This window comes from Gelidibacter salicanalis (assembly GCF_007997285.1).
In the GTDB taxonomy this organism is placed as follows: domain Bacteria; phylum Bacteroidota; class Bacteroidia; order Flavobacteriales; family Flavobacteriaceae; genus Gelidibacter; species Gelidibacter salicanalis.
The window spans coordinates 1-20,106 of the sequence record NZ_VORX01000010.1 but is presented as its reverse complement, the minus strand read 5'-3'; the positions used below and the strand labels follow the sequence as shown (position 1 = coordinate 20,106).

The following is a 20,106-nucleotide window of genomic DNA, read 5'->3' as shown; positions in this document are numbered from 1 at the left end:
AATAGTTTTTTTAAATTAATCCGTTGTATTTTCTAATGAACCATTCCGTAGAAAGGCTTAACGCGATTAAGGCGAGTAGAAATTTCCAATCTATCAAAGGTACGACTTTTTTAGTGCTTTTTTGAATGGTTACGAACCTTTCGTCGTTTAACAGCTGAGCGACGATTCCGTTGCTGTCCTCAATAAAATAAGCAGTTCCTTTACTGTTAGATGCCACATTTTGAAGTTTTGATACATTCGCATTTAAGAATTGTTGTTCGACGTTATACTCTAAAATTTTAAATTCACCAGATTTTGAAATATGTTCACTTTGATGTTTTACAACAAACTGATAGTCGCCGGCCTGAAGTCCGCTCAAATCAACCTGATAAATGTTTTGTTTTAAAATAAACGGCAGGGTTTGCGTCACCTTATTAGTTTGATTGGTGACGGTAATTTCAAGGTTGGCAGTAGTATCGAATTCATAGTTCTTATTAAAAAACTGGGCTGATATTATTGCGTTATCATTGCCATCATAAAACGACTCATAGGAAACGTTTAATCGGCTTCTTTGTTGATTCGAATCAAGATATTGAATAATTTTTCCAATAAAATCATCAAAGTCAAGGAATGATTTTTCGTTAAGATAATGTTGAGCTCTCCAACGCCAAATGCCTTCACCGTTCAGGACTGCGCCTCTTTTTTGATTTATTTCATAAGTGAGCAGCAAGGGTTCTTTTAGTTGAATACCATTAACCGTTTTGTACAAGATGGTTTCTGTAGGCATGGAAAACACAAGAGGACCGAACTCTGTTTGCAAAGGCGGAAAATCTGAGAAATTTAAATCGTCTATAATAAAAGTGCTGTAATTTATATTTAAGGCAGATTGGTACTCTTCATACTGATTGGTGACGTTTTGCTTAAACTCAGATTGCAATGTATTTAGCTCCGGCCAATTGGTTTTAGTGCCTAAAATTGTAAAAGTATTCAATTTTAAATTTTCTAAAATCTCATAAGTGGTCTTAAAGCTATTGTTAGGCTGATATAGTATAGCTTGTTGAAAATCAATACTTATATTGTTAAACTCGGATGGAGTTAGAATCGCTGCTTCGCGCTGCTCATTACTTTCTATAGCTTTTTTCAACACCCCTAAATCTGGGTGTGTGATTGAAGATATAATAGCAATTTTGGTCTTCCGGTCGATCACTTCAACCGCAAAATTCTTGCTATTATTAATGGTATTTTTTTCGTTGGATATGGGCTTTAACTCTGCTTTATAGGCATGCACACCAGAACTGTTCGCTGGCAAATTTAAGGTCACTACGCGACTGGATTGCTCTGGCCTAAACGTCAAATTTTGAGAATACACAGTTTTATCTCCGGAAGTAATCGTTAAAGCTGTGCTAACATTTTCATTGCCGTTATACACGGCAATAAGTTCTACTGGAAACTTATTTTTGTAATATGCATATTTATTGACGTTGAGTTGTTCAATCTTTAAATCATTATAGCGGATGGTGTCTCCCAATATTATAGGAAAGATAGGTTGTTTATAATCTTGGGTGGTAAATTCATAATCGCTACCGTAAGTTTGATTTCCATCCGACACTAAAATTATGGGCGCAATGACCTCATTGTAAACCTGCGAAAACCGATCGAAAATGACACTTGGGTTAGTTTGTTTGTCAGTAAACGTCAACTCAGACAATGGACTAGCATCCTTACCAAAACTATAAAATTCGAGATCGAAGCGCTTATTTAACGCGTCGTGAGATTTAAGTAGCGCAATAAAAGTGTTCGTGTTTTCAATTTGGTTTAAAAAATTAATCGATTCTGAATTATCTACCGCGATTAGTAAATTTGGTTTGACGTTAAAGTATGTTGTTTTGTCAAATTTCGGATTAATCAATAGGAGAAAAATTGCAAACAAGCTAATGAACCGCAAAAAGGTCAAGAACAGATTCACTTTACTCTTCTGTCTTGATTTGTAGACATACTGAAAAAGCGCTAATGAAAGCGCTATAATTCCAGCTAATATAATGTATAGAAGAGTTTCTGTTTGCATTATAAAATTTACGATATACGAATTACAATCTACGGATTTTAAGATTCGTAACAATCATAATTCGTAAATCGTAAATTGAAACTTTTAGGTCAGCATCCCTCCGTCAACATTGATGGTTTGACCTGTGACATATGCACTTAAATCGCTCGCCAAAAACACACAGACATTAGCAATATCTTCAGGAGTTCCACCACGTTTTAAAGGAATCGCTTCGCGCCATGATTTTACGGTGTTTTCATCTAATTTCGCAGTCATTTCCGTCTCAATAAATCCGGGAGCAATCACGTTGCTTCTAATATTACGAGAACCCAACTCTAAGGCCACAGATTTAGAAAACCCGATTATACCGGCTTTAGATGCGGCATAATTGGCTTGACCTGCATTTCCTTTAACACCTACCACAGAACTCATGTTGATAATAGACCCTTTGCGTTGTTTCAGCATCGTGCGTTGAACCGCTTTAGTCATATTAAAAACAGATTTAAGGTTCACTTCAATAACCTTATCAAAATCGTCCTCACCCATTCTCATTAAGAGATTATCCTTTGTAATTCCGGCGTTATTCACTAAAATATCAATGCTTCCAAATTCGGCAAGCACCTCTTCAGCCAATTTTTGGGCGGCATCAAAATCGGCCGCATTACTTTGGTAGCCCTTGGCTTTGATTCCTAAAGTATTCAATTCAGTTTCTAGCGCGTTTGCTGATTCTGCAGAAGAACTGTATGTGAATGCAACATTTGCACCGTGTTCAGCAAAAGCCTGGGCAATACCCTTACCTATACCTCTACTTGCGCCAGTTATAATTGCTGTTTTTCCTTGTAGTAATTTCATAAATATAAATTTAGTAGTGAATGCGGGCTTCATTACACGTGTGCACCCTCACTAGGTTGATAGTTCTCAATTCAAATATAAGGATTAGATGCTGTTTGAAATAAAAAAACCCCACAAAAATGTGAGGTTCTTAAATATTTGTAAAAGGTTATTTAGCCATAACCTCGGCTACTTTTTTACCAATTTCAGCAGGAGAATTCACAACGTGAATTCCACAAGCTCTCATAATTTCTTTTTTAGCTTGAGCGGTATCATCACTTCCGCCAACAATAGCTCCCGCGTGTCCCATTGTACGACCTGCAGGTGCAGTTTCACCAGCAATAAATCCGATAATAGGTTTTTTACTACCACTAGCTTTGTACCAATTTGCAGCATCAGCTTCCAACTGTCCACCAATTTCACCAATCATTACCACACATTCGGTTTCAGGATCGTTGATCAATAATTCAACCGCTTCTTTAGTTGTGGTTCCAATAATTGGATCTCCACCAATACCGATAGCCGTAGTAATACCAAGACCTTGCTTTACAACTTGGTCAGCCGCTTCATAGGTTAAAGTTCCTGATTTAGAAACAATACCTACAGTTCCTTTTTTGAAAACGAAACCTGGCATGATGCCAACTTTAGCTTCACCCGGAGTGATAACTCCTGGACAGTTAGGACCGATTAAACGACAGTCTTTATTTTTAATATAATTGGCAGCCTTAATCATATCAGCAACTGGAATACCTTCAGTGATACAAATGATCACTTTAATTCCCGCATCTGCAGCCTCCATAATAGCATCTGCAGCAAAAGCTGGCGGTACAAAAATAATTGACGTATCTGCTTTGGCTTCTTTTACTGCGTCTTCAACAGTATTGAAAACAGGTCGGTCTAGATGGCTTTGTCCACCTTTACCTGGTGTTACTCCACCAACCACATTTGTTCCGTATTCTATCATTTGTTCAGCGTGAAAAGTCCCTTCACTGCCTGTAAAACCTTGAACAATTATCTTTGAATCTTTATTTACTAAAACGCTCATTTATATTATTTTTTAAATTTTAAGACTTGGCAAAAGTAATCTTTTTAACAGCACTTAGGAAGTCTTTGTTAAACTTTTATTTCTGAAAATGATTTGTAACTTTCTATATTGTCGTCTACCATTTGACTGATTTCATAACCTCTGTACAGTTGGCCATCTTTTAGCTCCCAAATGCTTATAAAATTAGCTAAAGCCTGTTCATTTTCAGGATCTTCAATGGTGCTTACAAACATGGTATACCTTGTGGTAACGTGGTCTCCATCTTCTAATAAGTGGCTAATCTGAACCCTTACAGAATCATATGAGGCTTGAATATGTTTAAAAAACTGGATAATGCCTTCATAGTCCTTTACGTTATAACCTGTAGAACTATTCCAATGCAATTGACAGTCTTTATGGAAATATTTTGGCGCTAGCTCAATTCCGTTGGCTAAATTAGATTCGTAAAAAGATTTGACAAATTCTTTTGCAGACATTATTTTTTCTTTAATTGTTCAATTAGTTCTGGTATTCTTTTGATAAATATTTTATCTTTCAACTCCGCTTTTGCCTCTTGAGCAGGTCTTCCCCAATAAGTTTTACCACCTTCTAAAGATTTGCTGATCCCCGCTTGGGCGTGGACAATAGCTTTTGTGCCAATGGTGATGCCACTGGTACTCCCAACTTGTCCCCAAATGGTAACTTCATCTTCAATAATCACGCAGCCCGCAATGCCGGCTTGAGAAGCAATTAAACATTTCTTGCCAATTACGGTATCATGTCCAATTTGAATTTGGTTATCCAGTTTTGAACCTTCTCCAATAATGGTATCTCCTGTAACACCACGATCTATAGAGCATAAGGCACCAATGTGAACGTTGTCTTTCACCACAACACGACCTCCTGAAATCAATTGATCAAAGCCTTCAGGACGTTTTTTATAATAGAAGGCACTTGCACCTAATACTGTTCCGGCATGAATGGTAACGTTGTTGCCGATGATGGTGTCGTCGTAAATGATGACATTGGCATGAATTAAACAGTTTTCGCCAATCTCAACGTTGTGCCCGATAAAACAATTGGGCTGAATTATCGTGTTTTTGCCGATTTTAGCCGATTCAGAAATACTCTGATTCGCACTTTGGAACGGATTAAAATGCTGGGTAAGTTTGTTGAAATCGCGAAAAGGATCATCACTGATAAGTAATGCTTTACCATCCGGGCAATCCACTTCCTTATTGATTAACACAATAGTGGCTGCCGATTTTAAAGCTTTATCATAATATTTAGGATGGTCTACAAAAACGATATCCCCAGGCTCCACCACATGAATCTCATTCATGCCCAAAACTTGAAAATCAGCATCACCAACAAAGGTGGTACCGATGATCTCAGAAATTTGTTTTAACGTATATGGTTTTGGGAATTTCATTTACTTTTCTTGATGAATTTCTAAATGGATGAGTTATTCGTTTAGGAGTTAGAAGTGCTAGAAGCTTGAAAACTTTGAAGATTCAACATCATCAACAGTTCTAAACTTTGAAACTTCCAAACCTATTCTTTTACGCGCTCTTTATAAGTTCCTTTTTCAGTTTCCACTTTAATTTTATCCCCTTCATTAATAAATAAAGGGACATTTACTTCCGCTCCAGTTTCTACAGTCGCTGGTTTAGTCGCGTTAGTTGCAGTGTTTCCCTTAATTCCTGGCTCCGTAGACGTGACTTCTAAAGTGACAGTTGCAGGCAATTCTACTGAAAGTGGCAGGTTATCTTCAGTGTTGATTTGAATCGTCACCACTTCCCCTTCCTTCATTAATTCTGGTCGGTCTAGTGCAGCTTCTATCAACCTAATTTGAGTATAATCTTCTTGATTCATGAAATGGTAAAATTCACCATCATGGTACAAAAATTGAAATTTATGAGTTTCAACCCGTACTTCTTCGATTTTATGTCCAGCAGAAAAGGTATTGTCTAAAACTTTACCATTGGTTACACTTTTCATTTTGGTTCTTACAAACGCTGGTCCTTTACCTGGTTTGACATGTAAAAATTCGGTGATTTTATAGATATCATTGTTGTACTTAATGCACATTCCATTTCTTATATCTGATGTTGTTGCCATTCTAAATGTTATTTGTAGTTATGCTTTGATTTATAATATATGCTTAGTTCGACTTGAAATAGCCTTTCATAATCCCTCTGTGGGAGTTTTTTATGAATTGCAAAATTTCGTCACGTTCTGGCGTTGCTTCCATTTCTGCTTCTATAATTTCTGAAGCTTGGGTATTATTGTAATTTTTCTGGTAGAGAATTCGGTAAATATCCTGAACCTCTCTGATTTTATCTGAAGAAAAACCGCGTCTTCTCAGGCCTACAGAATTAATTCCCACATAAGATAATGGTTCACGAGCCGCTTTTACAAACGGAGGCACATCTTTACGCACCAAAGATCCACCTGTAACGAAGGCATGATTTCCGATAGAACAAAACTGATGCACGGCAACCATCCCGGCCAAAACAACATAATCTCCTACAGTAATGTGTCCAGCTAAAGTGCTGCTGTTAGAAAAGATGCAATTATTACCCACAATGCAATCATGCGCAATATGACAATAGGCCATGATGAGACAATTATCGCCAATAATGGTTTTCATTCGGTCAGAAGTACCTCTATTGATGGTTACACATTCTCTGATGGTCACATTATTACCGATAACGGTAGTGGTGTCTTCGTCCTTAAATTTTAAATCTTGGGGTACAGCTGAAATTACCGCTCCTGGAAAAATATTACAGTTTTTACCAATCCGAGCGCCTTCCATAATGGTCACGTTACTTCCTATCCATGTGCCTTCTCCAATCACCACATTATTGTGTATGGTTGTAAATGGATCAATTACAACATTCTTGGCTATTTTAGCACCAGGGTGCACATATGCGAGTGGCTGGTTCATTTAATTTTTTTATTAGTTTGATGTCTTTAGACGCACTTTAAGTGAGTTGCTTTCTAAGAACTGAAATGTTATTCTTATTTGACTTTTGATATTTGCGCCATCAATTCGGCCTCCGCACAAAGTTTCCCATTGGCATAGGCATAACCCTGCATATGACAAATACCTCTTCGGATAGGCGTGATCAGGTCACACTTGAAAACGAGGGTATCCCCTGGCACAACTTTTTGCTTGAATTTCACCTTATCAATTTTCATAAAGAAGGTTAGGTAATTTTCAGGATCTGGAACAGTGCTTAACACTAATATACCGCCTGTTTGCGCCATAGCCTCCACTATTAAAACCCCTGGCATTACAGGAGCACCTGGAAAATGGCCGGCAAAAAACGGCTCATTCATGGTGACGTTTTTCATACCGATGACCCCAGTATCGGTCAATTCGAAGATTTTATCAATCAACAAAAATGGTTGCCTGTGTGGCAACATGTCCATAATTTGGTTGATGTCCATTAACGGTTCCTGATTTAAATCGACGATAGGAACATTGCTCCTTCTTTCGAGTTTAATCATCTTGGACATTTTTTTGGCAAACTGTGTGTTGATGGAATGTCCTGGTTTGTTCGCAATGACTTTACCTTTTAATCGGATGCCAATCAACGCTAAATCGCCAATAACGTCCAATAATTTATGACGTGCGGCCTCATTTGGATGGTGCAATGTCAAATTATCTAAAATTCCGTTGGGCTTAACCGCAATAGTATCTTTTTTAAATGCTATTTTTAATTTCTCCATGGTTTCCGTAGACAATTCCTTGTCTACATACACAATAGCGTTATTTAAGTCACCACCTTTTATAAGTCCATGTTCAAGAAGCATTTCAATTTCATGTAAAAAACTGAAGGTTCTCGAATCTGAAATGTCTTCTTTGAAGTCTGAAATCGTGTTTAAGGTTGCATTTTGGGTGCCTAAAACCTTTGTGCCAAAATCGACCATGGTAGTCACTTGGTATTCGTTGGCAGGCAAAATGATAATCTCACTTCCAGTACCCTCATCAATATATGAGACAACTTCTATGATGACATATTCTTCCCTAAACTCGTCTTGCTCAGCAACACCAGCTTTTTCTAGAGCTTCTACGAAGAATTTTGATGAGCCATCCATAATTGGAGGTTCGGATGCGTTTAATTCAATGCTCACATTATCCAGATCCATTCCCACGAGGGCGGCTAACACATGTTCCGAAGTCTGAATGAGGACACCATTCTTTTCTAAACAAGTTCCGCGCTGTGTATTGGTTACAAAAGTTGCATCCGCCTCAATAATGGGCGTGCCTTCAAGATCCAACCGTTTGAATGAAAATCCAGAATTAACTGGAGCTGGTGAAAACGTCATCGTTACATCTTTACCGGTATGCAACCCAACGCCTGTAAGAGATACAGACTCTTGAATGGTTTTCTGTTTAAGGTTTGTTTTAACTATTCCCATTTACTTTTTTATCAATATCATTTATTTCTTTCATGATTTTAGGCAAATTTTTAAAATATACATAAGATTTATTCCACTCCGCGTACCCAAATGCTGGAGACCCTTGAATAGCTTCATTATCCTTCACATTTCTGCCGACTCCAGATTGCGCTTGTATTTTTACATTATTACCTATAGCAATATGTCCCGCAATCCCAACTTGACCCCCAATAATACAATTTTCGCCAATTTTAGTAGATCCCGCAACGCCGGTTTGAGCAGCAATGACCGTGTTTTTGCCAATTTCAACATTGTGGGCAATCTGTATTTGATTGTCCAATTTAACCCCTCTTCGGATAATTGTAGAGCCTAAGGTGGCGCGATCAATGGTAGTGGCCGCTCCAACATCAACAAAATCTTCTAATATAACGTTCCCTGTTTGAGGTACTTTAGAATATTCGCCTTTGTCATCCGGTGCAAAACCAAACCCATCGGCACCAAGGATGACCCCGGAATTAATAACACAATTTTTGCCAATAACACAATCATAATATATTCTTGCGCCGGCAAATACTACCGTATGATCCCCAATTTTAACGTTGTCGCCGATAAAAGAGTTGGGGAAAATTTTTACATTATTTCCAATTTTTACATTTTCGCCTATATAGGTGAATGCACCAATGTATACATCATCACCATAAGTAACCGTTTCAGCAACATAGGATGGTTGCTCAATACCAAACTTATTCAGTTTTGCTTGATTGTAATATTCTAAAAGTTTCGAAAAGGATTTGTAAGCGTCTTCTACCTTAATAAGCGTTGTACTTATGACGCTTTCCGCTTCAAAAGTTTTACTTACAATGGTGATAGACGCTTTTGTAGAATAGATATAGGGTTTGTACTTGGGATTGGCTAAAAACGTCAACGAACCTTCCGTACCTTCCTCTATCTTTGAAAGTTTAGAGACCTCGACATCCGGATTGCCCACGATATCGCCATCTAAAATTTCTGCTATTTGTAATGCTGTAAATTTCATCAAACGCAAAAATAGAAAAAATGTACCATATATTCCTGTTTGTTGGAGAGTTGTTTATAATGGAGTTATCAACGGTCCAAAATTGACAATTCATCACGAAGTTACTCTAATTATTGACTATTTAGGAAATTGACTCAGGCTTTGGATAGCAGATATAGTATTTTGTAACTGGTTTTGAAAGGGCCTTTAAATTTAATTGATCTGATGCCTTTACAATGTCTTGGATTTTGCCTGATTTGTGCAAAATGTTTATGTTCTGAGATTTGAGTTGGTAGGCCTGATTGGAGATTTGCCCGGTAAACACGAAATAATCTGCTTCTTCAGGAGATATGTTATAGCGTTTCATCAACATATCCTTGTGTTCCTTTACCTTTTCAATTTTGCGCTTTTTATCTTTCAATTTCACTTTTAAAAGGTCGCGATTGATAATCATATCACATAAATTCTTCAACACAAAATCCTCATGATATTGCCATTCCTTCATAGCGGATACAATATCATAATCGTCCAAATGTGCAAACACCTCTAAAGTTTCATCATTAAAATTAGTAGTATTAATATCGTTCTTCAAAAAATAGGACAAAGCTCTACTGGCTCGTAACTCTACCCCTTTATTGGTCAATTCTTTGGCGCGCTTTAATACACGCATCAGCAACTGCTCTGCCACGACACTCGTTTTGTGCAAATACACTTGCCAATACATCAATCTTCGCGCTACAAGAAATTTCTCCACACTATAAATCCCCTTTTCTTCTACTACCAATTCATCATCCACAACATTGAGCATGGTAATTAAACGTTCGGCATTGATATTGCCTTCAGCCACGCCCGTGTAGAAACTGTCGCGCTTCAGGTAATCTGCTCTATCCATGTCGAGTTGACCGGAAATGAGCTGACACATGAAGTTTCGATGGTATTCACCTTTAAAAATTGAGATGGCTAGCGTTAAACTTCCGTTAAACTCAGCATTCAAACGCTGCATAAAAAGCAACGAAATAGCTTCATGCGAAATGCCAGTGACGATGCTGTGTTCCATGGCGTGACTGAAAGGGCCATGACCAATATCGTGCAACAAAATGGCTATTAACAACCCGTTTTCTTCATCATTAGAAATTTCAACACCCTTAAAACGAAGCACATTGACCGCTTTTTGCATGAGATGCATGCTTCCCATAGCGTGATGAAACCGCGTGTGGTGAGCTCCTGGATATACCAAATAAGACATGCCCATTTGAGAAATTCGGCGCAGTCTTTGAAAATACTTATGGGCAATCAAATCGAAGATTAACGAATTCGGTATGGTAATAAATCCGTAAATTGGGTCGTTGAATATTTTGAGTTTGTTTACTTTATTCAAACTTGAGAATTTAAACATTAATTTATAAACAAATATACATGAACCATATAAATATTCTTTGGGTTGACGACGAAATTGACTTACTAAAACCACACATCCTTTTTTTAGAAAAAAAGAACTATCAGGTCACGACCTGCAAAAGTGGTACAGAAGCCTTAGAGATTATTAATGACACCAATTTTGACATCGTTTTTTTAGACGAAAATATGCCAGGCTTAACCGGTTTAGAAACCTTGAATGAGATTAAAGAACGTCGTGCCAATCTTCCAGTAGTTATGATTACCAAAAGCGAAGAAGAATATATCATGGAAGAAGCGATTGGTAATAAAATTGCCGATTATCTGATCAAGCCAGTTAATCCTAATCAGATCTTGCTGAGCTTAAAAAAGAATTTGGACCATTCCCGTTTGATTTCAGAAAAAACCACTTCCAATTATCAGCAAGAATTTAGAAAAATAGCCATGGACATGTCTATGGTAAACAGCTACGAAGAGTGGGCTGATTTATATCAAAAATTGATTTATTGGGAATTGCAGTTAGAAGATATTGAAGATGTTGGAATGACGGAAATTTTAGAATCACAAAAAACTGAAGCTAATGCCCAGTTCGGGAAATTCATTGAAAAAAATTACACCAGCTGGTTTGAAAAGAATGCGGACGCTCCGGTCATGTCGCACAATCTGTTTAAGGACAAAATTGTTCCAGAACTAAAAACCGGGCAACCTACATTATTGATTGTGATTGATAATTTGCGCTATGATCAATGGAAAGCTTTTGAACCTATTGTAAGCAACTATTATAAAAAAAGTGCGGAAAGTTCGTTTTATAGCATTCTTCCCACCGCCACTCAATACGCTAGAAATGCCATTTTTTCAGGGTTAATGCCTAGTGAGATGGAAAAACGCCATCCTGATTATTGGAAAAATGATGTAGATGATGGCGGCAAAAATCTTTACGAGGCCGAATTTTTAGAAGCTCAGATGAAACGTTTAGGACTTCAACAAATGAAAACGGAGTACCATAAAATCACCAATCTGCAATCAGGAAAAAAATTACTTGAAAATTTCAAATCTTTAAAAACCAATGACCTCTCGGTGATTGTTTATAATTTTGTAGACATGCTCTCCCATTCCAAAACCGAAATGGAAGTGGTAAAAGAGCTTGCTTCCAATGACAAAGCTTATCGTTCCTTAACATTGAGCTGGTTTAAAAACTCGCCATTATTAGAAATGATTCAAAAAGCACAGCAAATGGGCTTTAAATTAATCCTGACCACGGACCATGGTACTATAAATGTAAACAATCCGACAAAGGTTATTGGCGACAGAGAAACCAGCTTAAACCTGCGGTATAAAACCGGAAGAAGCTTAACTTACGAGGCCAAGGATGTGTTTGTCGTAAAAGATCCGAAGGATATTCACCTCCCAACCATCACCATGAGCAGTTCTTTTATTTTTGCTAAAGGCGATATGTTTTTAGCCTATCCTAACAATTATAACCACTATGTGAGTTATTTCAGAAACACCTACCAACATGGCGGAGTGTCATTGGAGGAAATGATTATCCCTTTTGTAGTGCTTAATCCTAAATAGATGCACTTCGGATTGGAAGTTCATAGTTTTAAAACAGCTTATCATCTCGAATGAGGAACGAAGAGGAGTCATATAATCCTGAGATTTCTCAACACTCACTCCTCGCTTTATCGAGATGAAAACATGCTTTTTACAGTAGGTCAATCCGAAAAAGGTAAGTTAATATGTGGACCATTAAAACACGTCAACGTTGTTGTATTCCCTTTCTAAAACAGGGTAATCAAAAGGTGTCATCCTACGAAAGACAACTCAAAATACTTCTGGAATGAGAATTCAGAAAGTAGTTGTGACCTACAACAAGACGAAAACATTATAAGAACTAGAATAACTGCAATAACTTGCAGGGTTTTAACCCTATATTCGACAATAGCTCCATGTAACGCATCAAAATCCCGACGAAATGCATTTTTTATTAGTTCTTTTCAGTAATAATGTCTATTATTGTCTGGCAAAATAATTATTAAATGTATCAATGGAATTTACATATCAACTTGAAGATATTCAATCTGTTGCAGACGCTATTATAAAACAACTCACTTCTAAAACGCTTTTATTCTATGGCGATATGGGCTCAGGAAAGACCACTTTGATCATAGCATTGTCAAAACAACTGGGTATTTTAGGAAATGTTAGTAGTCCAACATTTTCTATAGTCAACGAATATGAGATCAAAGATGGTCTCATTTACCATTTTGATTTATATAGAATAAAGAACGAAGAAGAGGCGCTGGATTTCGGAATTGAAGATTATCTGTTTTCTGATCACTATGTTTTTATAGAATGGCCAGAACGAATTGAGCATTTACTGCCTGAAGAATACACTAAAATTACTATAAAATCGAATGTAGACGGCTCAAGAACGCTATATATTGATTAAAAAAACTAACTGAAACCAACATTAAGCAAAAAAGCAGAAAATAATTTGCAAAAATTAGGCATCGGCACCCCACGTCAATTTTGAAGAGTACGGGAAAACCGTAACGTTTACAAGGGTTTAGGGATTTATTTTAACGTTTGTTTAACACGATTTACTACGTGTTCAGACTAATTTTGAATCAAATTAATTAATTAAAAACCCTAGAATTATGAAAACAAAAAAGTACGTTATTGCATTAGCAATATTTGGAGGTGCATTGTTCACTGCACAAGCGACAAATCTTATTGATTTAAATGAACAAACAAAAACCCAAATTGACAGAGATAAAATCAGAGTTCCGACGCACGGATAAAAAGAATTTTATAATAGGAAGTATAATTGCGACTTTAATCGCAGCTACCCCCTATTTGTTTTATTTATATGAAAGTGTGCCCGACGTTCCAGTCTGGCACACATTCTTATTTACGTACGATAGTAAATTTTATGGAAGTGCATTGACTGTGGCGTGGACATTAGCAAATAAAGTTATTCCTTTATTATTATTATTTATTTGGTTTTTCACTTGTAGACATTGGTGGTATCATGTACTCTTAGTGCCCATATGCATGTTCTCGTTTCAGGTTTTTACTGTTTTAAATGATGATTTAAAATATGTTGACAGCAAGCAATTCTTCTATTTAATTCCCATTATGGCTATAGTAATACCTTCGATTTATTTGATTAGAGCGAAAATTTTTAGCAAAATCAACGACGCGGGAAAAACAATGCAAGAATTAGAAGATGAGTTCAGAATAAAACCAAAGAATTTTTTTGAAAAAGTCAACGAGTACTTCTAATAATTTAGAACGCCCGTATTAAAATAAATATTTGTAATTTGAGTGCCTATTTCAAATTCAAATGAGCAAATCAATGTCCCCTTTTACCCGAGAACAGTTACTTCCTCAAGAAGAGACGCTCGAAATCTATAAAAAAAAAGGAAAGCTTTTTATAGGCATTCCCAAAGAGACTTATTTTCAGGAAAAACGCGTCTGTTTAACTCCAGATGCAGTATCGGCGATCGTCTCTAACGGTCATCGGGTTATGCTTGAAGCTGGTGCTGGCGAAGGCGCTAATTTTAAAGATAAAACGTATAGCGAAGCTGGTGCCGAAATCACCAAAGACACCGAAAAAGTGTACTCCTGCCCTATTATTTTAAAAGTGGAACCGCCATCTTTGGATGAAATTAAGATGATTAATCCACAAACCTTATTAATCTCTGCCCTCCAACTTAAAACCCAAAACAAGAAATATTTTGAAACTTTAGCGGCAAAGCGCATTACCGCTTTGGCTTTTGAGTTTATAAAAGACGATGACGGCTCTTATCCTGCAGTGCGATCTTTAAGCGAAATTGCCGGAACTGCATCCATACTTATTGCCGCTGAACTCCTGTCCAATATAAACGGAGGTAATGGGCTGATGTTTGGGAATATCAGTGGGGTTCCACCCACCGAAGTCGTCATTATTGGGGCTGGTACTGTTGGCGAATTTGCCGCACGCTCAGCCATTGGTTTGGGGGCGAATGTTAAAATATTTGACAACTCAATCACCAAATTAAGGTCGGTTCAATCCAATTTAGGCAGAACCTTATACACCTCAACTCTGCAGCCTAAAAATTTACTGAAAGCTTTGAAACGTTGTGATATAGCTATTGGCGCCGTACGCGGCACTAATAGGGCGCCAATTGTGGTCACTGAATCTATGGTAGATTGCATGAAATCTGGGGCAGTAATTATTGATGTGAGCATTGATATGGGTGGCTGTTTTGAAACCAGTGAAGTGACCACCCACGATAAACCTACCTTTGAACACAATGGAGTTGTTCATTATTGTGTGCCTAATATTCCTGCACGCTATTCTCGATCAGCCTCTGTATCAATCAGTAATATGTTTACTCCTTATCTTTTAAAAATTGCCGACGATGGCGGAATCGAAAATGCACTACGTTTTGACAGAGGTTTAAAAAATGGATTGTACTTTTACCACGGTATTTTAACAAACAAGTCGGTTGCCAATTGGTTCGATTTAAAATACAGTGACGTCAATCTCTTAATTTTTTAAAATGAAATTTATTCATCGTTTGGGCTATTATTTAGGTGGCTTTTCCATTGGTTTAGTTATCCTTGCTTTCTTTTTAAGCGGGAAAAAAACTTCCTGCGCTTACAGTCCCAATGCCAGAACCACTAAAATTATTTCCTTGAATAAGAAAGCATTCTCTGAAGAAGCTTTACAAACCATGCGAACATTTGACTTAGACACCACCGTGGTTTCTGATATGATTAAATATGGATCAGTCAATTTTTCAGAAAGTGATACCAAAACTGAACCATGTAAAACTTATATTATAGAAAACAGCTATAAGGAGCAAGAGTTTAGATTGCAAGTTAAAAATTGCGATTCTTTGGCCACTGTTGAAACTATTGTTTTACATGTAAATGATTAGGCTTCAGACAACCTATACCACATTTTTAGTTCCACAATCATCGCGCTGCTTCCATCTTAGGGAACATTTTAAATATATTTACGGACTATCCAAATGAAATAATTATTTGAGTATATTGTGGCCTATTTCAAACAATAAAATATATATTTTGAAATAGAGAAGATATACACATGTTTAACCGAAGTTTATATAGGTACTATGATGTGCCTTTACTATTTCAAAATAAACTTTGTTGCTTATAAAAACCATCTTCTTCCATTAAAGATAATAGTCTAAATACTAATTTAGTTAAGGTTCTGAAAACAAATAAAAAGAAAATAGCTTTTGTCATTGGGGCTCTAAGACCAGGTGGTGCAGAACGCGTTATTTCAACTCTAAGCAATCAACTTGTTGAAAAATATCAAGTTACCATTATTACATTTACAAAATCTGACCCATTCTATCCTCTAGACAATAGAATTAAGGTGATATCATGCTTTGATGACATTGATAAACCAGTCTCAGCCATTGGATCTATCAAATTGAATTTTGACTTAACGCGAAGAGTATCCAAAATTACCAAAAATGAACAGATTGACTTGCTTATAGGGTTTATAACTTCTGCAAATATAATTGCTACGGTGGCTGCAAAATTAAATCACATCCCATGTTTGATAAGTGAACGTAATAATCCAAAAAGCAATGCCATTCCTAAATTTTGGTTGATTTTGAGAAAGCTTGTCTACCCCTTGGCCAATCATTTAATTGTACAGACAAAAAACGTGAAACGGTTTTATGAACCTATTGGTAAATCGCTTGACATCTCTATACTCCCCAATCCATTATCTTCAGAACTGTCTCTATTAAGAAACGAATCTGTTACAAGAGAAAACATTATACTTTCCGTGGGACGGCTTAATGATGATAAACAACACTATAAACTAATCAATGCTTTTAACACTCTAAAGCCAGAGGGTTGGAAAGTCATAATTATTGGAGCAGGTCCTAAAAAGACAACTTTAATAGAACTGATAAAGTCTTATCATCTAGAAGATAAAATTGAAATTTTATCACATATAAAAGACATTCATAATTATTATAATAAAGCATCGCTTTTTGTATTTACATCGCGATCAGAAGGCTTCCCTAACGCACTATTAGAGGCAATGCATTTTAGTTTACCCTGTATATCCACGGATTGTGATTATGGGCCTTCAGACTTAATCAATGATGGTGTTAATGGGTTCTTGGTACCGGTTGATGACCAGAATTTATTAACTTCAAAAATTTCTCAATTGATTTCTGACGAAAACTTAAGAACACAATTTTCAGAAAAAGCTAGGGAAACTTCAGAACATTATACCAGTAAAAAGGTTACGGCCCAATGGGGTGCTATTATAACAAGGCACATCAAATAAGCGATTATATACTACTAAAACTATGAAAATTTTAAAATATATAATTTTTGCTTTAGTGATATTGAACTTGCCTTCAATTGCTTTGTCTATTTACGGAGGTGCTCTCGGGAGCATATTAAGTTATGCAACCATAGTATTATTAGCCATATATTATTTTTTAGAAAAAAAGTCTGCTCCTAATTGGTGGCTGTTGATTATTGCTTTACTGTTTTATTCCATTTCAGGACTGCAATATTCTGGTGATCCGTTTACCTTTTTAATGGAATTTATAAAATATCTACTTTTTATTATATGTGGGTATGAACTCTCCAAACACATTAAAATCACTGAACTCTATGTGTTTCTATTGATTGGCGCGTTGAGTATTGGGGTCGAATCCATATTTTTTCCAACGCGTTTTGGGCGTTATTCTGGCTTTTATCTCAATCCGAATGTAGCCGGGTTTATTTGCATAACGGGATTTGCCTTAACCTATGGCTTGAAAAGAGCAAGTTTAAAATATATAGGACAGTTTGTATTTACATTAGCAGGACTGCTAACCTTCTCCAGAACATTTATTGTTATCTGGCTTTTTATTAATTTAATCTCCTTAAAAATAAGTATCAAAAATCTCCGTATTTTAGGTAGTGGTGTATTGATCTTAGGTACATTATTTTTTATAGATGAACTGGTAGGCCTAAATAATCCGCGGTTTAACCAGCTGAAAAATTTGGTAAGCAATGAAAAGGTTTCCAATCAAGAAATAACTTCCGATTCGAGAGCCGACACATGGGCATTATTTTATGATCAAATTTATGATTCTCCGTTAATAGGTAATGGATACGGAACATTTTCAGGAAAGGGCAATATGAACTTAGGTGTTCATAATACGTATTTAAGAATAATAGGAGAGGCAGGAATTATACCCTTCATTATTTTTGTGATGTATATCATTTACTTGCTTTATATGAGTTTCATTTACTTCCGCAGAGCACCTAATCTAATTATGCAAATAATTGCGTTAGCTTTATTTTTAATGGCAAACCATAACTTTTTTGGATTTTACTATGTCACATTTGCAGCGATGTGGGTTCAATATCAAATTTATAAGTTAAAGACAGAAGACACTTTAGAAGAACTTATTTGAGTCTTACATTTCCGCATTCGTGCTCCGATATAAATTACCTCATAATGTAAATTGTAAGCAACCAGTTAATATATGCTAAACTACTTTTTAATGGACTTTTCCTTATAAATCACAGAGCCGCATCAATAAACTCGTTTAAATATGATTAATTACAATGTTGAAAACACTTTCCTGAGGGCTTGGAAAATTCAGCATATGCTTTCTTTACAAAAGCCTATTGCTTCTCGCGCTGAATCATACATCACAAAGCAGACAACCTTTATAATAGTACCTGTTACATATATACATTTGGTATAATGGAAAAAGCCGCCTCAAGATTTGAGACGGCTTTATGCTGGCATATAAATACTAATGACAGTTTACCTTACCACGATTTTTTTAGTAATAACGCGTTGGTTATCTACCAGTTGTAATAGGTAAATACCCGCTGCATAATCTGATAAATTCAATTTTTTTACGTAACTTTTTGTTTGACCATTATTAATCGTTTCATTATATAAGGACTTGCCGGAAATATCATACAAGTGAATACTTGATAGATTAGTAAGGCCTGAAATGTTGATATGTACTAATCCATGTGTAGGATTAGGGTAAATTGACAATTTCAGTTCTGTTGACCCTTCAATTATATCTGTGGTTGGATCAATGATGTCTGGGGAAGTTTTACAGTCTTCGACCTTTACCATAACACTGTCTGTGTCAGTATCTAAATCATGGTAAACCATTACAGAGTATTCGGTATCCACTTTGGGCTCTACAATAATACTTTTCGTAGTCTCACCAGTACTCCATAAATAATTACTGTTTTCAGGACCTTTAGCGGTGAGAATTGTTGTTTCATTCTTACATATTGTCACATCCTTACCTGCATTTGCCACCACTTTGTCATAAACATTAACGGTTATTGATTTTGTCGCAGAACATTTATCTACGCTACCAATGACACTATAGGATTTAGTGGATTCTGGACTCACTGCTATATTAGGGTCAGTAGAACCATTACTCCATTTATATGTTTTTGCACCAGTAGCCGAAAGGGTTATAAACTCTCCTTTAAGAATTGAAGTCTCTGTACCATTGGTAATATTTACATTAGGTTTTGAGTCTACATAAACTATAACGTCATCTGTATCTTCAGTTTCACCAACATAGGCTGTAACTGAATACTTTGAAGTAGTTGTTGGATTTACGACAATGGTGGATGTGGTTTCCCCAGTACTCCATAAATAGGAATCTCCACCTTCTGCATTAAGTGTTATAGTTGATCCTTCACAAATGGTATGGTCTGAACCTGCATCAGCCACTGCTCTATCATTGTTCAGCACGGTTACGGTGACCTTATCCCTACCTTCACACTCATCATCATTCTTGCCCCGCACACTGTAGGTTGTAGTAACCGTCGGCTGAACCGTAATACTGGACTCTTTGACTCCGTTACTCCACATAAAATATTTGGCCCCCGTAGCAGAGAGGGTAACCTCTTCTCCAGCATTGATGGTGACATTCTTTCCGGCATTTACTTTGGCATACGGGTTGACTCTTACTGAAACCTCATCGCTGTCAGATTTTTTTCCCGTACTATCATAGGCGGTAACGGTATATTTTGTTGTCTTCTCCGGAACTACGGTAATAGTTTGGGTTTTATCTCCTGTGCTCCATAAATAAGTAGAGCCGCCAGTGGCCGATAGAGTGACGCTGGAACCCTCGCAGATGGTCTGCTCTACTCCCGCATCTGCCGTAATACCTGCAGACTCTTCCTTTTTCACGATCACTGTTACGGTATCCGTGCCTTCGCATCCGTCATCATTGGTGCCCCGTACACTGTAGGTCGTAGTGGCTGTTGGCCGAACCGTGGTAGTAGATGTCTTGTCGCCGGTACTCCACTTAAAGTACTTCGCCCCCGTAGCAGAAAGGGTCACCTTATCTCCGGCATTGATGGTTACATCTTTGCCGG

General features: G+C 36.8%; 18 protein-coding genes. 7 read left to right on the top strand and 11 right to left on the bottom strand.

The features are described 5' to 3' along the window. Positions 1 to 10 precede the first annotated feature (10 nt). The 10 genes from ES711_RS15080 to ES711_RS15035 all read right to left on the bottom strand — a co-directional run bounded on the left by ES711_RS15080 (position 11) and on the right by ES711_RS15035 (position 10,681). The gene (locus ES711_RS15080) at positions 11 to 2,044 is read right to left on the bottom strand and encodes a DUF3244 domain-containing protein (protein ID WP_146894143.1); all 2,034 of its coding nucleotides are present in this window, start codon (positions 2,042 to 2,044) and stop codon (positions 11 to 13) included. A gap of 84 nt (positions 2,045 to 2,128) precedes the next feature. Beyond that, complete coding sequence (fabG, locus tag ES711_RS15075) at positions 2,129 to 2,875, bottom strand: 3-oxoacyl-[acyl-carrier-protein] reductase (protein ID WP_146894142.1); 747 nt, start codon at positions 2,873 to 2,875, stop codon at positions 2,129 to 2,131. A gap of 148 nt (positions 2,876 to 3,023) precedes the next feature. Beyond that, positions 3,024 to 3,899 carry a succinate--CoA ligase subunit alpha gene (gene sucD / locus ES711_RS15070; protein WP_146894141.1) on the bottom strand — a complete coding sequence of 292 codons (876 nt, stop codon included), beginning with the start codon at positions 3,897 to 3,899 and terminating at the stop codon, positions 3,024 to 3,026. A 68-nt stretch (positions 3,900 to 3,967) separates the two neighbouring features. Next, positions 3,968 to 4,375 (bottom strand): nuclear transport factor 2 family protein, encoded by a 408-nt coding sequence (locus ES711_RS15065; RefSeq protein WP_146894140.1) that lies wholly within the window; start codon positions 4,373 to 4,375, stop codon positions 3,968 to 3,970. After that, a complete protein-coding gene (locus tag ES711_RS15060; protein ID WP_146894139.1) occupies positions 4,375 to 5,310 on the bottom strand; it encodes a UDP-3-O-(3-hydroxymyristoyl)glucosamine N-acyltransferase in 936 nt (311 codons plus the stop codon). The genes ES711_RS15065 and ES711_RS15060 overlap by 1 nt, the downstream gene beginning before the upstream one ends. A 122-nt stretch (positions 5,311 to 5,432) precedes the next feature. Beyond that, the gene (efp, locus tag ES711_RS15055) at positions 5,433 to 5,999 is read right to left on the bottom strand and encodes an elongation factor P (protein ID WP_146894138.1); all 567 of its coding nucleotides are present in this window, start codon (positions 5,997 to 5,999) and stop codon (positions 5,433 to 5,435) included. A 43-nt stretch (positions 6,000 to 6,042) separates the two neighbouring features. Next, the gene (lpxA, locus tag ES711_RS15050) at positions 6,043 to 6,828 is read right to left on the bottom strand and encodes an acyl-ACP--UDP-N-acetylglucosamine O-acyltransferase (RefSeq protein ID WP_146894137.1); all 786 of its coding nucleotides are present in this window, start codon (positions 6,826 to 6,828) and stop codon (positions 6,043 to 6,045) included. A gap of 74 nt (positions 6,829 to 6,902) precedes the next feature. Then, positions 6,903 to 8,309: a bifunctional UDP-3-O-[3-hydroxymyristoyl] N-acetylglucosamine deacetylase/3-hydroxyacyl-ACP dehydratase gene (locus ES711_RS15045; protein WP_146894136.1), complete on the bottom strand. Its 1,407-nt coding sequence runs from the start codon at positions 8,307 to 8,309 to the stop codon at positions 6,903 to 6,905. Next, complete coding sequence (gene lpxD / locus ES711_RS15040; RefSeq protein WP_146894135.1) at positions 8,296 to 9,324, bottom strand: UDP-3-O-(3-hydroxymyristoyl)glucosamine N-acyltransferase; 1,029 nt, start codon at positions 9,322 to 9,324, stop codon at positions 8,296 to 8,298. The genes ES711_RS15045 and lpxD overlap by 14 nt, the downstream gene beginning before the upstream one ends. Before the next feature lie 121 nt (positions 9,325 to 9,445). Next, positions 9,446 to 10,681 carry an HD domain-containing protein gene (locus tag ES711_RS15035; protein WP_146894134.1) on the bottom strand — a complete coding sequence of 412 codons (1,236 nt, stop codon included), beginning with the start codon at positions 10,679 to 10,681 and terminating at the stop codon, positions 9,446 to 9,448. Positions 10,682 to 10,719: 38 nt separating this feature from the next. On the opposite strand from ES711_RS15035, the gene porX reads away from it, so the two are divergent. From porX to ES711_RS15000, 7 genes are all read left to right on the top strand, one after another. Then, a complete protein-coding gene (gene porX, locus ES711_RS15030) occupies positions 10,720 to 12,273 on the top strand; it encodes a T9SS response regulator signal transducer PorX (protein WP_146894133.1) in 1,554 nt (517 codons plus the stop codon). A gap of 472 nt (positions 12,274 to 12,745) precedes the next feature. Further along, positions 12,746 to 13,150, top strand: a complete 405-nt coding sequence (tsaE, locus tag ES711_RS15025; RefSeq protein WP_146894132.1) for a tRNA (adenosine(37)-N6)-threonylcarbamoyltransferase complex ATPase subunit type 1 TsaE — start codon at positions 12,746 to 12,748, stop codon at positions 13,148 to 13,150. Between the two features lie 208 nt (positions 13,151 to 13,358). Then, the gene (locus ES711_RS16310; RefSeq protein WP_170245284.1) at positions 13,359 to 13,502 is read left to right on the top strand and encodes a hypothetical protein; all 144 of its coding nucleotides are present in this window, start codon (positions 13,359 to 13,361) and stop codon (positions 13,500 to 13,502) included. Between the two features lie 545 nt (positions 13,503 to 14,047). Further along, complete coding sequence (locus tag ES711_RS15015; protein ID WP_146894130.1) at positions 14,048 to 15,247, top strand: alanine dehydrogenase; 1,200 nt, start codon at positions 14,048 to 14,050, stop codon at positions 15,245 to 15,247. A gap of 1 nt (position 15,248) precedes the next feature. Next, on the top strand, positions 15,249 to 15,629 hold the full coding sequence (locus ES711_RS15010; protein WP_146894129.1) for a DUF4258 domain-containing protein: 381 nt from the start codon (positions 15,249 to 15,251) through the stop codon (positions 15,627 to 15,629). 257 nt (positions 15,630 to 15,886) lie between these two features. After that, positions 15,887 to 17,026 carry a glycosyltransferase family 4 protein gene (locus ES711_RS15005; protein ID WP_317129882.1) on the top strand — a complete coding sequence of 380 codons (1,140 nt, stop codon included), beginning with the start codon at positions 15,887 to 15,889 and terminating at the stop codon, positions 17,024 to 17,026. Positions 17,027 to 17,048: 22 nt separating this feature from the next. Then, the gene (locus ES711_RS15000; RefSeq protein ID WP_146894127.1) at positions 17,049 to 18,152 is read left to right on the top strand and encodes an O-antigen ligase family protein; all 1,104 of its coding nucleotides are present in this window, start codon (positions 17,049 to 17,051) and stop codon (positions 18,150 to 18,152) included. Between the two features lie 359 nt (positions 18,153 to 18,511). Here the strand turns inward: ES711_RS15000 and ES711_RS14995 are convergent. After that, a partial coding sequence (locus tag ES711_RS14995) for a T9SS type A sorting domain-containing protein (RefSeq protein WP_146894126.1) occupies positions 18,512 to 20,106 on the bottom strand: 1,595 nt, incomplete at its 5' end.

Coding starts and splice junctions, on each gene's coding strand:
- ES711_RS15080 (WP_146894143.1), bottom strand. CDS start 2,044: ATGCAAACAGAAACTCTTCTATACATTATATTAGCTGGAATTATAGCG.
- fabG (WP_146894142.1), bottom strand. CDS start 2,875: ATGAAATTACTACAAGGAAAAACAGCAATTATAACTGGCGCAAGTAGA.
- sucD (WP_146894141.1), bottom strand. CDS start 3,899: ATGAGCGTTTTAGTAAATAAAGATTCAAAGATAATTGTTCAAGGTTTT.
- ES711_RS15065 (WP_146894140.1), bottom strand. CDS start 4,375: ATGTCTGCAAAAGAATTTGTCAAATCTTTTTACGAATCTAATTTAGCC.
- ES711_RS15060 (WP_146894139.1), bottom strand. CDS start 5,310: ATGAAATTCCCAAAACCATATACGTTAAAACAAATTTCTGAGATCATC.
- efp (WP_146894138.1), bottom strand. CDS start 5,999: ATGGCAACAACATCAGATATAAGAAATGGAATGTGCATTAAGTACAAC.
- lpxA (WP_146894137.1), bottom strand. CDS start 6,828: ATGAACCAGCCACTCGCATATGTGCACCCTGGTGCTAAAATAGCCAAG.
- ES711_RS15045 (WP_146894136.1), bottom strand. CDS start 8,309: ATGGGAATAGTTAAAACAAACCTTAAACAGAAAACCATTCAAGAGTCT.
- lpxD (WP_146894135.1), bottom strand. CDS start 9,324: ATGAAATTTACAGCATTACAAATAGCAGAAATTTTAGATGGCGATATC.
- porX (WP_146894133.1), top strand. CDS start 10,720: ATGAACCATATAAATATTCTTTGGGTTGACGACGAAATTGACTTACTA.
- tsaE (WP_146894132.1), top strand. CDS start 12,746: ATGGAATTTACATATCAACTTGAAGATATTCAATCTGTTGCAGACGCT.
- ES711_RS16310 (WP_170245284.1), top strand. CDS start 13,359: ATGAAAACAAAAAAGTACGTTATTGCATTAGCAATATTTGGAGGTGCA.
- ES711_RS15015 (WP_146894130.1), top strand. CDS start 14,048: ATGAGCAAATCAATGTCCCCTTTTACCCGAGAACAGTTACTTCCTCAA.
- ES711_RS15010 (WP_146894129.1), top strand. CDS start 15,249: ATGAAATTTATTCATCGTTTGGGCTATTATTTAGGTGGCTTTTCCATT.
- ES711_RS15000 (WP_146894127.1), top strand. CDS start 17,049: ATGAAAATTTTAAAATATATAATTTTTGCTTTAGTGATATTGAACTTG.